This window comes from Microcella sp., from assembly GCF_040286215.1.
Classification (GTDB): Bacteria; Actinomycetota; Actinomycetes; order Actinomycetales; family Microbacteriaceae; genus Microcella.
Map to the genome: position 1 here is coordinate 1 of NZ_JAVKCK010000023.1, position 10,734 is coordinate 10,734.

12 protein-coding genes are annotated in these 10,734 nt (G+C 72.3%); 8 read left to right on the top strand and 4 right to left on the bottom strand.

Annotation, left to right across the window (positions count from 1 at the left end; genetic code table 11):
• On the top strand, positions 1–1,503 hold a 1,503-nt coding region (locus tag RJQ01_RS11510), incomplete at its 5' end, for a molybdopterin-dependent oxidoreductase (RefSeq protein WP_350476869.1).
• Positions 1,504–1,511: 8 nt separating this feature from the next.
• On the opposite strand, the gene RJQ01_RS11515 is transcribed toward RJQ01_RS11510, so the two are convergent.
• The gene (locus tag RJQ01_RS11515) at positions 1,512–2,660 is read right to left on the bottom strand and encodes a ThiF family adenylyltransferase (protein ID WP_350476870.1); all 1,149 of its coding nucleotides are present in this window, start codon (positions 2,658–2,660) and stop codon (positions 1,512–1,514) included.
• 38 nt (positions 2,661–2,698) lie between these two features.
• Here RJQ01_RS11515 and modA point away from each other — a divergent pair, with 38 nt between their 5' ends.
• The 5 genes from modA to RJQ01_RS11540 are packed head-to-tail and all read left to right on the top strand — an operon-like array spanning position 2,699 to position 6,077.
• Positions 2,699–3,571, top strand: a complete 873-nt coding sequence (modA, locus tag RJQ01_RS11520) for a molybdate ABC transporter substrate-binding protein (protein ID WP_350476871.1) — start codon at positions 2,699–2,701, stop codon at positions 3,569–3,571.
• Between the two features lie 56 nt (positions 3,572–3,627).
• Positions 3,628–4,413 (top strand): ABC transporter permease, encoded by a 786-nt coding sequence (locus tag RJQ01_RS11525; RefSeq protein ID WP_350476872.1) that lies wholly within the window; start codon positions 3,628–3,630, stop codon positions 4,411–4,413.
• A complete protein-coding gene (locus tag RJQ01_RS11530) occupies positions 4,410–5,156 on the top strand; it encodes a sulfate/molybdate ABC transporter ATP-binding protein (RefSeq protein ID WP_350476873.1) in 747 nt (248 codons plus the stop codon). Before RJQ01_RS11525 ends, RJQ01_RS11530 begins: the two co-directional genes overlap by 4 nt.
• Before the next feature lie 58 nt (positions 5,157–5,214).
• Complete coding sequence (locus tag RJQ01_RS11535) at positions 5,215–5,679, top strand: hypothetical protein (RefSeq protein WP_350476874.1); 465 nt, start codon at positions 5,215–5,217, stop codon at positions 5,677–5,679.
• On the top strand, positions 5,676–6,077 hold the full coding sequence (locus tag RJQ01_RS11540) for a hypothetical protein (protein WP_350476875.1): 402 nt from the start codon (positions 5,676–5,678) through the stop codon (positions 6,075–6,077). Before RJQ01_RS11535 ends, RJQ01_RS11540 begins: the two co-directional genes overlap by 4 nt.
• 14 nt (positions 6,078–6,091) lie before the next feature.
• On the opposite strand, the gene RJQ01_RS11545 is transcribed toward RJQ01_RS11540, so the two are convergent.
• The 3 genes from RJQ01_RS11545 to mobA are packed head-to-tail and all read right to left on the bottom strand — an operon-like array spanning position 6,092 to position 7,472.
• The gene (locus tag RJQ01_RS11545) at positions 6,092–6,478 is read right to left on the bottom strand and encodes a DoxX family protein (protein ID WP_350476876.1); all 387 of its coding nucleotides are present in this window, start codon (positions 6,476–6,478) and stop codon (positions 6,092–6,094) included.
• Positions 6,475–6,765 (bottom strand): DUF6457 domain-containing protein, encoded by a 291-nt coding sequence (locus RJQ01_RS11550; RefSeq protein ID WP_350476877.1) that lies wholly within the window; start codon positions 6,763–6,765, stop codon positions 6,475–6,477. The genes RJQ01_RS11545 and RJQ01_RS11550 overlap by 4 nt, the downstream gene beginning before the upstream one ends.
• On the bottom strand, positions 6,762–7,472 hold the full coding sequence (gene mobA, locus RJQ01_RS11555; protein ID WP_350476878.1) for a molybdenum cofactor guanylyltransferase: 711 nt from the start codon (positions 7,470–7,472) through the stop codon (positions 6,762–6,764). Before mobA ends, RJQ01_RS11550 begins: the two co-directional genes overlap by 4 nt.
• A gap of 40 nt (positions 7,473–7,512) precedes the next feature.
• Here mobA and fdhD point away from each other — a divergent pair, with 40 nt between their 5' ends.
• Both fdhD and RJQ01_RS11565 read left to right on the top strand, forming a co-directional pair.
• Positions 7,513–8,397 carry a formate dehydrogenase accessory sulfurtransferase FdhD gene (gene fdhD / locus RJQ01_RS11560; RefSeq protein ID WP_350476879.1) on the top strand — a complete coding sequence of 295 codons (885 nt, stop codon included), beginning with the start codon at positions 7,513–7,515 and terminating at the stop codon, positions 8,395–8,397.
• On the top strand, positions 8,394–10,734 hold a 2,341-nt coding region (locus tag RJQ01_RS11565), incomplete at its 3' end, for an FdhF/YdeP family oxidoreductase (protein WP_350476880.1). The genes fdhD and RJQ01_RS11565, both read left to right, overlap by 4 nt.

Consider the following 10,734-nt stretch of genomic DNA (forward strand, 5'->3'; position numbering starts at 1 on the left):
GCCGTGCTGCTCGCTCCGGCCAGCAGCCCTGTGCTGGCGGTCGGCTCGCTCGTGATCGATCTCACGCCACCGTGGCTCAAGGAGGCCACGATCGCGGTGTTCGGTACCGACAACAAGGCGTTCCTGCTCGTCATGGTCATCCTCCTCGTGGCCGTTCTCGCGATCGTCAGCGGGATGCTCGAGCGTCGTCGCGCTCCCTGGGGCGCCGCTCTGCTCGGGGCGGTGGGGGCGATCGCGGTCGTCGCCGTCGTCACCCGTGCGGAGGCGGAGGCTCTCTGGTCGGTGCCGACGATCGGGGGAGCGGCCGTCGGCATCCTCGTCTTGCGCCGTCTGTCGGGCCGACTCGACGAGTGGCTCGGGCGGCACTCCGGCGTTCGGTCGGCCGCGGGGGCGGCTGATGCCGACGGCGAGCCGGACGGTTCGTCGCCCGGGCTCGCCCGGCGCTCCTTCTTCGGCGCACTCTTCGGTACGGCCGCCGCCGCCGCGATAGCCGGCGTCGCCGCCCGCGTCGCGAATTCGGCGACGGCTGCCGTGACCGCGGTGCGCGAGGCGCTCACCCTGCCCGCCCCCGCACGGCCGGCCGCGCCCATCCCGGCGGGCGCCCGACTGGATGTCGCCGGCATCACTCCGCTCGTCACAGCGAACCGCGACTTCTACCGCATCGACACGGCACTGCAGGTGCCGCGCATGGACGCTGCCCAATGGCGGCTGCGCGTGACGGGACTCGTCGAGCAGGAGATCGAGCTTGACTGGGCGGAACTGTCGTCGCTGCCCTTGCAGGAGAGCTACGTGACCCTCATGTGCGTCTCCAACGAGGTGGGGGGAGACCTGACGGGCAACGCGCTGTGGCTCGGGCATCCGATCAGGGAGGTTCTCGCGCGCGCACGCCCGCTGCCGGAGGCTGACATGGTGCTCTCGGTCAGCCAGGACGGCTGGACGGCGGGAACGCCGCTCGACGTTCTGCAGGACGACCGGGATGCTCTGCTCGCCATCGGCATGAACGGCGAGCCGCTGCCGCTCGAGCACGGGTTCCCCGTGCGGATGGTCGTGCCCGGGCTCTACGGCTACGTCTCGGCGACCAAGTGGGTGGTCGAGCTGCGGGTGACCCGCTTCGATCGCGAGCAGGGGTACTGGACCCCGCGCGGCTGGTCGGCGCTCGGGCCGGTGAAGACGCACAGTCGCATCGACGTGCCGCGTGAGCGCGCGCGGGTCTCGGCCGGCCCGGTGCCGGTCGCGGGCATCGCGTGGGCGCAGCAGACCGGCATCGATCGCGTCGAGGTGCGCGTCGACGGCGGGGAGTGGAACGAGGCCCGGCTCGCCGAGGCCATCTCGATCGACACCTGGCGCCAGTGGGTGTGGATGTGGGAGGCGACGAGCGGCACCCACGTCATCGAGGTGCGCGCGACCGACGCCGCGGGGTTCACGCAGCGCGAGCAGTACGTGCCCGTGGCGCCCAACGGCGCCGAGGGCTACCACGCCGTCACCGTGCAGGTCGACGGCTGAGCTGCCAGCTAGTACCGGGCGATCGCGGGGTCGACCTCGCGCGACCAGGCGTCGATGCCGCCGACGAGGTGCCGGGCGGGGATGCCAGCGGCGAGCAGCTGCCGCAGGGCATCCTGCGACCGGATGCCGTGGTGGCAGTACACGATCGTCTCGCGGTCGCGGGGGAGCGCGTCGATCGCCGCGGGCAGCTGACCGAGAGGCACGAGGGTCGAGTCGGGCAGCGCGGTGAGCTCGTGCTCCCAGGGCTCGCGCACGTCGAGCAGCAGAGGTCGGTCGGGCGCCGCCACGCTCGCGTCGAGCAGGCGCGCGAGCTCTGGCGCCGTGAGTTCGACGGTCGAGCCCTCGGCGGTGACGTGCCCCTCAGCGGAGGCTGCGGGTGTCGCACCGCAAAACTCCTCGTAGTCGATGAGCTCGGTCACGGGGGAGGAGTGCGGGTCGTGGCCGAAGGGTAGTTCGCGAAAGCGACCGGTGCGCGCGTCGTAGGTGGTGACGCGGCCGACGAGGGCATCGCCGATGCCCGTCAGCAGGGCCACCACCTGGCCGGCCATGATGGCTCCGATCACGCCGCACACGGAGGGCAGCACGCCGCCCGTCGCGCAGTCCAGCACGGCGTCGGGCGAGGGCGGGGAGGGGAAGAGATCGCGATAGCCGGGGCCGCCCACCGGGCACACGCCGGTCTGCCCGCCGTACTGCAGCACGGCGCCCCACACCAGGGGGATGCCGCGCAGGAGTGCCGCGTCGGCAGCGAGGTAGCGTGTGGCGAAGCCGTCGCTGCCGTCGACCAGGAGGTCGTAGTCTGCGAGCAGGTCGAGCGCGTTCTCGCTCGTGAACCGCTGCCGGTGCGTGACGATCGTCACGGCTGGATCGAGTGCTCGCAACCTCTCGGCGGCCGAGTCGACCTTCGCGCGCCCGACGTCTGCGGTGCCGTGCAGATGCTGGCGATGCAGGTTGCTGACCTCGACGACGTCGTCGTCGATGATGCCAAGGCGGCCTGCTGGGCCGGTCGCGAGGCCCGCGCCGACCAGTTGGGGCAGCAGCACGCTGCCCAGCCCGCCCGCGCCGATCACGAGAACACGCGCTCGCGCGAGAGCGTCTTGCCCGCCGACGCCGAAGCCCGGCAGTGCGAGCTGGCGCGCGTGGCGGGAGGCATCGGGCATGGTGTGATTGTCGCAGGAGTCGCCGAGAGGAGCATCGCATGAGTCGCACCCCTTCACCGCGGTCGTCGCGCGGTCATCGCTCCGCGACACCGCGTCACGCGCCCGGTTTCGGGCTCCTCGTCGGCGCGTCTATCGTGCTGTCAGCCTGCGTTGGCGCCGGCAGCTCGGTGGAGCAGCCTGTCACCCCCCGATCGAGCCTGTCGGGCACGCTCACGATCTTCGCGGCGGCCTCGCTCACCGAGACCTTCGGCGAGCTCGAGGCGCGGCTCGAGGCGCGGCATCCGCAGCTGGACGTCGTGGTGGTGCTCGCGGGCAGCGCCACCCTCGTGCAGCAGCTCATCGCCGGCGCTCCTGCCGATGTGCTCGCGTCGGCCGATGAGACCACGATGCAGCTCGCCGTCGACGCTGGAGCAGTCGAGGCGCCCAACGCTTTCGCCCGCAACCCGCTCGCGCTCGCCGTGCCCGCTGGCAACCCCGGCCGGGTCGACGGGCTCGACGACCTCGAGCGCGCCGATCTGGTCGTCGCCCTGTGCGCCTCGGAGGTTCCCTGCGGCCGGGCCGCCGACGCACTGCTCGCCGACCTGGGGGTAGCCGCCTCGGTCGACACGCGCGAGTCGGACGTGCGCGCGGTGCTCACGAAGGTGCAGCTCGGCGAGGTGGATGTCGGCATCGTGTACGGCACCGACGTGCGCGTGGCGGGGGAGGACGTCGAGACGATCGACGTCGATGCGGTGAGCGCGCAGCGTTTCGCGCCCACCTATCACATCGCCATCGCGGAGGGCACGGCGCGCCGTGCTGCAGCAGAGGCATGGCTCGCGCTCGTGCTCGGCGACGAGGGACGCAGCGTGCTCGATTCCGCCGGCTTCGACACCGCGACTATCTCGCGAGCCGTGACCGGAGATCAGCCGTGAGCGCGGAGCGGCCGCATACGGCGCGCCCTCGCGCTCGTGCGCGCCGTCGACGCGGTGTGCCCTGGCCCGTCGCCGCTGCCGCCGTCATCGCGGTCGCACTGCTCACCCTGCCCCTGCTCGCGCTACTGCTGCGCGCACCGTGGAGTCAGCTCGGTGAGCTTCTCACACGCGAGTCGACGCTCAGCGCGCTCGGTCTCTCGCTGGGGACGGCGGCCGTGAGCACGCTACTGTGTCTCATCCTCGGCGTGCCGCTCGCGCTCGTGCTCGCGCGCAGCGACGATGCCCCGCCCCTCGTGCGGCGCGGACTGCGCGCTCTTGTCACGATCCCTCTCGTCCTGCCGCCCGTCGTCGGCGGTCTCGCGCTGCTGCTGTTGCTGGGCCGCTCGGGGGTGCTGGGCGCTCCGCTGGAGGCTCTGACCGGCGTAACGATCCCGTTCACGACCCTCGCGGTCGTACTCGCACAGACCTTCGTCGCGATGCCCTTCCTCGTACTCGCCGTCGAGGGGGCGCTGCGGGGAGTCGATCCTGCGACGGAGACCGCGGCGGAGACGCTCGGAGCCTCGCGCGCCACGGTGCTGCGCCGCGTCACGCTGCCGCTCGCGGCGCCCGGCATCCTCGCCGGCACGATCCTCTGCGCAGCACGAGCTCTCGGGGAGTTCGGGGCCACGATCACGTTCGCCGGCAGCTTCCCGGGAACGACGCAGACCCTGCCCATCGCGACCTATCTCGAGTTGCAGCGCGACCCCGAGGCCGCGGTCGCGCTCGCCCTCGTGCTCGTCGCGGTGGCGCTCGTCACCCTCGTCGCGATGAGAGACCGCTGGGTTCCCGGAGCCACCGCATGAGCGCGGCGGATGCATCGCTGCCGCCCGGGAGTCTCGAGGCCGCGCTGCTCGTGAACCGGGGCGGCTTCGTGCTCGACGTCTCTCTTGCGGTGCGTGCCGGCCATCCGCTCGCCCTGATCGGGCCGAACGGCGCTGGCAAGTCGACGGCCCTCCTCGCGATCGCGGGGGCGCTCGCCCTCGACGGCGGGCATGTGCGGCTCGGAGACCGCGTTCTCGCCGACACCGCCGAGGGAATCGACCGCCCGGCCGCCGATCGGAGGGTGGGGGTCGTGTTCCAGGGCTACGCTCTGTTCCCGCACTTGACCGTACGCGAGAACATCGCCTTCGGCCCGCGCGCGCAGGGCCGCGGGCGGGCCGCGGCACGGCGCGCCGCCGAGGAGTGGATCGCGCGCATGGGTCTCACCGAGCTCGCCGAGCGCGTGCCTGGCCAGCTCTCCGGCGGCCAGGCGCAGAAGGTCGCTCTCGCCCGCTCGCTCGCGGCGGATCCAGCGGCGCTCGTGCTCGACGAGCCCCTCTCTGCGCTCGATGTGGAGGTGCGGGCAGCCGTGCGCGCAGACCTCTCCGCTCACATCCGGGCCTTCGGCGGAGCAACGATCGTCGTCGCCCATGATCGGGACGACGTCGCGGCGCTCGCCGACCGCGTCCTCGCGCTCGAGGGTGGACGCGTCGTGCAGAGAGGTACTCTCGCCGAGCTCGCCGCGGCACCCGCGACCGAGTTCGTGCGCCGGTTCACGTCAGGGTGAGCTCAGGAGGCTTGGCCTCACCAGCGTCTGTCGAGGCGCTCTCGCTAGGCTCACGCCCATGCCACGCACTCCGTCCGACGACGATGCAGCCCTGCGGTGGGACGACGTCGACGACCCGAGCTGGGTCGACACGCAGAGCGGAGCGCGACGCGGCGGGGCGGGCATCGGCGCCGAGGCTGGCGCCGACGGCTCCGACGACCGGCACAGAGAGATCGGTGCGCCGGCCCATCCCTCGGCTGGCTCGCTCGCCACGAGGCTCGTCACCGGTGCGGGCGCGGTTCTCTATCTCGCCTACTCGATCGCGTGGATCGTGGGCGTGGGCGGCCTTCAGCTGAGCGGGCCGACGCTGGTGCTCGAGGTGGTCTACCAGTTCGCCGAGTTCCTCGCGATCATCGCAAGCGCCCTCTGGTTCGGGGCGACTCTCGTGCTGACCGCGGGGCACATCGGCCGACGCGCCGGCTGGCTCTCCCTCGGTGCCCTCGTGCTGCTGCCCTGGCCTTTCGTGCTGGGAGTGCTGGCATGACCGCGGCGCACGATCCCACTCCCGACGGCGCGGCCCCGCCGCGTTCCTCAGAATCCGAGCGGGCGCGGGGCGCGGAGCCCGACCGCGGCTCCCGCGGCGCACGGGTGGGCATCGTCCTCCTCCTGGGCTTCGTGGTCGCCTGGTTCACCTGGGACGCCGTTGGCAATCTCGTGGCCCTGCCCGAGCTGCTCACGCAACTGGGGCTCGCCGAGAGCATCCCGTGGCCGGCGCTCGTCCTCGGCGTCGCAATGCCCGTCGTCGCCTACGCGGCGGCCGTCGTCATCGGTGCACGACTGCCGCTCGCTCGCCTGACGCTCGTGCTCATCACGAGCCTGGCGGCCGTCGCTGCGACCCGCCTGAGCCTTATCGCTGTCGCGACCGGCACTCTGGGGGTCTAGCGGAGACCGTTTCCTCAGGCGAGGCCGACCCAGAGCACGAGCGCGATGAGGAGGAGCTGCATCAGCAGTCGAGGTACGAGCGGCACAGCGACGACCCCGAACCGGTCGCGGTGGCGCGCCGCGTAAGCGTTGGCCGGAAACACGCACACGAGAAACACCGCGAGCAGGATGCCCGCTGCGGGCCGCGTCGCCGGGACGAGCAGCCCGATCCCTCCCGCAATCTCGGCGATGCCGGTCACCCAAACCCAGCCGCGCGGGGTGAACGGGCGGCGGTGGAAGACGGCGGGCACCATCGCGGCCATTGTGCGCACGACGGTCGGCACGAAGTGGGTCGCGCCGATGGCGACGAACACGATCGCCGTGATGATGCGGGCCGCATCCACGGCGAGCTCGGGCGTCACTCGGCACCGCCCGCGCCGGCGTCTCGCGCGGCGAGCAGTCGGTCGATGGTCGCGAGCTCCGCATCGATGCCCTTCGAGAGCGCCGCATCGGCTGCACCCGATCGACGCCCGGCGGCGTACCCGGCGAGGAACGTGGCGAGCGGAGCGGCGGGACGCACGACACCGTGCGCGACCCGCCCGGCGAGCGCGAGAACGGTGTCGATGTCGGCGGGCAGCTCGGGCAGCCCGAGGGCTGTGCGCAGCTCGTCGACCCAGGCGGCGAGCAGGGCCTCGCGGTCGTCGGTCATGGCGTACGGTCTCCTTCGGTCCTGCCGGGCACGGCGACGCCCAGCGCGGCGGCGTCCTCAAGCGTGTCGACGTCCGCCGTCGACCCCGGGGGCGCCGCGATCGTCTCGACGACCATCTTCGCGGTGATCGCCCGCAAGGGCAGGGAGGCGAGCGGGTGCGGCGCGGGACGCTCGGCGGCGCGATCACGGCCGCGGGGATGATCGCCGTGAGCGCTGGCCGTGCGGTGTGCGCCCGGCACGCCCTCCGCGCGCAACTCAGCGACCGCGCGCCGCAGGGGAGCCGCGCGATAGATCGCCGCGAGCGGCTGCGCGCGGTGAGCCTCGTCGTGGGGCAGCACCGCCTCGGCTCCCGGCATCGACGAGAGCGCGGCGAGCAGTGCGGGCACGAGCGGAGCGACGTGCGGCATGTCGACCGCGAGGATGAGGAGGGCGTCGGCGGTGGGCTCGCGCCGAGCCTCCAGGGCATCGAGCCCCGCGCCGATCGCGGCGACCGGGCCGCCATAAGCCGGATGCTCGCGGGTCGCACACACGCGGGCATCGAGAACGCGCGCGGGGGCCTCGCCGACGACGACCACGCACCGCGCCGCACGGAGGGCGACGAGCGTGCGCTGCAGCAGCGTGTCGCCGTCGACCTCGAGGGCGGCCTTGGACGCGCCGCCGAGCCGCGCGCCCCGGCCACCGCTGAGCACGAGGGCGTCGACGATCACGCGCTCCACGCTAGCGGGCGCCATGTGCGACGATCGAGGGGTGGGTCGCATCACGCAACGACGCCGCGTCACGCGGATCACGCTCGGGCGCGCGCCGAGCGAGCGCGCCGACGTTCTCACGGTCGAGGAGCCGCTCGAGATCCGCGTCGGGGGAATGCCCCTCGCCATCACGATGCGCACCCCCGGCAGCGATGTCGAGCTCGCCGCCGGCTTCCTCGTGTCGGAGAGCGTGATCGCGCGCGGCGAGCAGTTCTCGGCCGCTCGGTACTGCGTCGACGCGACCGCGGAGGATCGCACGAGCGGGCACGTGAGCAACACCTACAACGTGCTCGACGTCGCCCTCGCACCCGGTGTGCCCGCCCCCGACCCGAGCCTCGCGCGCACGTTCTTCACCACGAGCTCGTGCGGGTTGTGCGGCAAAGACAGCATCGAGGCGGTGCGCACGAGCTCGCAGCACCCGGTGGCCGACGACCCGCTCGTGGTGAGCGCGCAGCTGCTGACGACGCTGCCCGATCGTCTGCGTGAGCAGCAGGCGGTGTTCGAGAAGACGGGCGGGTTGCACGCGGCCGCGCTCGTCGACGGCGCGACCGGCGCTCTGCTTGTGCTGCGGGAGGACGTCGGTCGGCACAACGCCGTCGACAAGGTCATCGGGTGGGCGCTCCTCAACGACCGGCTGCCGCTCAGGGGCACGGTGCTCATGGTGTCGGGCCGCGCGAGTTTCGAGCTGACGCAGAAGGCCTCGATGGCGGGCATTCCGATGCTCGCGGCCGTCTCGGCGCCGTCGTCGCTCGCCGTCGAGCTCGCCGAGGAGCTCGGCATGACCCTCGTGGGCTTCCTGCGCGGCGAGTCGATGGTCGTGTACACGGGCATCGAGCGCATTGAAGATGCCCAGCTCACGCTCCCGCAGGAGGAACTCGTCCCATGACCGACCTCACCGGCCTGCCCGACGGCCCCGCACCGGGCGGCCCCCCATCCGCAGCCCCCGAGCCCGATCTCGTCGTCACCGTGCCCAAGGGGTGGGCGGCCGGTGTTCCCGGCGTGCTGCATGCCATGCGGCCGGCGCGCGCCGAGCTCGGCGTGGGGCGTTCGCTCACGCTCCTGACCAAGCTCAACCAGCAGCAGGGCTTCGACTGCATGAGCTGCGCGTGGCCCGACCCCGCGCACCGCAAGGCCGCCGAGTTCTGCGAGAACGGTGCGAAGGCGGTCACCTGGGAGGCGACGCCCCTCACCGTGCCCTCGAGCTTCTGGGCCGAGAACTCGCTCACCGAGCTCCTGGAGAAGGACGAGTACTGGCTCGGCCAACAGGGCCGGCTCGTCGAGCCCGTCCACAAGCCCGCCGATAGCGACCACTACCGCCCGGTGAGCTGGGAAGAGGCGTTCGCGATCATCGGCGACAGGCTGACGTCGCTCGAGACGCCCGACCAGGCGGCCTTCTACACGAGCGGGCGCGCATCCAACGAGGCCGCCTTTCTGTACCAGTTGTTCGTGCGCGCCTACGGCACCAACAACCTGCCCGACTGCTCGAACATGTGCCACGAGTCGACGGGTACCGCGCTCACCGAGACGCTCGGCATCGGCAAGGCGACGGTCGCCTACGACGACTTCGCCCAAGCCGACCTCATCATCGTGATGGGGCAGAACCCGGGCACCAATCACCCCCGCATGCTCACCGCCCTCGAGGAGGCGAAGCGCAACGGCGCGAGCATCGTCGCCGTCAACCCGCTCGTCGAGGCCGGCCTCACGCGCTACAAGAACCCGCAGACCGTGCGCGGCGTGCTCGGCCGGGGCTCGAGCATCGCGGACCAGTACCTGCAGATTCGCACGGGAGGCGACATGGCGCTCCTGCAAGCGCTCTCGCGGCGGGTCATCGAGGCCGAGGCGGCGGCGCCGGGCACCGTGCTCGACCACGCCTTCCTCGCCGAGCATGCGAGCGGCGTCGAGGAGGCCATCGCCCACCTGGGGTCGGTCGACGAGGCCGAGGTGGTCGCCGCCACCGGTCTGACGTCGCCGCAGATCGACGAGCTCGCGCAGCGGTACCTGCAGGCCGAGCGCGTCATCATCACCTGGGCGATGGGCATCACGCAGCAGAAGAAGGCCGTCGCGACGATCCGCGAGATCGTCAACCTGCTCCTGCTGCGCGGCAACATGGGCAAGCCCGGCGCGGGTGCCTGCCCGGTGCGCGGGCACAGCAACGTGCAAGGGGACCGCACCATGGGTGTGTGGGAGAAGATGCCCGCCTGGTTTCTCGATGCTCTTGAGCGGGAGTTCGGCTTCGCTCCGCCGCGCGAGGAGGGCGTCGACTCGGTGCGCGGCGTGCAGGCGATGCGCGAGGGACGCATGCGCGCGTGGGTCTCGCTCGGCGGCAACTTCGTCGGCGCGATCTCCGACACCGCCGCCGCCGAGGCGGCCGTGCGCGGCACCGACCTCACCGTGCAGATCTCCACCAAGCTGAACCGCTCCCACGTCGTGACGGGCCGCGAGGCGATCATCCTGCCGACCCTCGGCCGCACCGAGATCGACCGGCAGGCTTCCGGCGAGCAGTTCGTGACGGTGGAGGACACCGTGTGCGCCGTGCACGCCTCGTACGGCGCGGTGCCGCCCGTCGACGAGCGGCTGCTGTCGGAGGTCGCCATCGTGTGCCGCATGGCCGAAGCGGTGCTCGGCGATCGCGTGAGCATCCCGTGGCGGGACTTCGAGGCGGACTACGATCTCATCCGCGACCGCATCAGTCGCGTCGTTCCGGGCTTCGACGACTTCTCTGCGCGTGCACGGCGGCCCGAGGGCTTCGTGCTGCCCAACGGTCCGCGCGACTCCCGCAGCTTCCGTACCGCGACAGGGCGGGCGAGGCTCACCGTCAACGCCCTGGAGGCGGTCGAGCGGCCCCCCGGTCGCCTGCTGCTGCAGACGCTGCGCTCGCACGATCAGTTCAACACGACCATCTACGGGCTCAACGACCGCTACCGGGGCATCAAGAAGGGTCGGCGGGTGGTCTTCGTGAACCCCGACGACCTCGCCGAGCTCGGCCTCGACGATGGTGCGCGGGTCGACATCGTGAGCGAGTGGCGGGGTGCCGACCACGGGCGCCTGACGGACTGGCGCGTGGTCTCCTACCCGACGGCGAGAGGATGCGCTGCCGCCTACTTCCCGGAGGCGAACGTGCTCGTCCCGCTCGAGAGCGTCGCCGAGGGCAGCAACACCCCCGTGTCGAAGGCGGTCGTGGTGCGGCTCGAGCCGCACCGCGTCGCGCCGACCGAGCCGGCGG

What these genes read in the sequence shown, in the direction of transcription:
- RJQ01_RS11515 (WP_350476870.1), bottom strand. Translation starts at nt 2,660, where the DNA reads ATGCCCGATGCCTCCCGCCACGCGCGCCAGCTCGCACTGCCGGGCTTC.
- modA (WP_350476871.1), top strand. Translation starts at nt 2,699, where the DNA reads ATGAGTCGCACCCCTTCACCGCGGTCGTCGCGCGGTCATCGCTCCGCG.
- RJQ01_RS11530 (WP_350476873.1), top strand. Translation starts at nt 4,410, where the DNA reads ATGAGCGCGGCGGATGCATCGCTGCCGCCCGGGAGTCTCGAGGCCGCG.
- RJQ01_RS11535 (WP_350476874.1), top strand. Translation starts at nt 5,215, where the DNA reads ATGCCACGCACTCCGTCCGACGACGATGCAGCCCTGCGGTGGGACGAC.
- RJQ01_RS11540 (WP_350476875.1), top strand. Translation starts at nt 5,676, where the DNA reads ATGACCGCGGCGCACGATCCCACTCCCGACGGCGCGGCCCCGCCGCGT.
- RJQ01_RS11550 (WP_350476877.1), bottom strand. Translation starts at nt 6,765, where the DNA reads ATGACCGACGACCGCGAGGCCCTGCTCGCCGCCTGGGTCGACGAGCTG.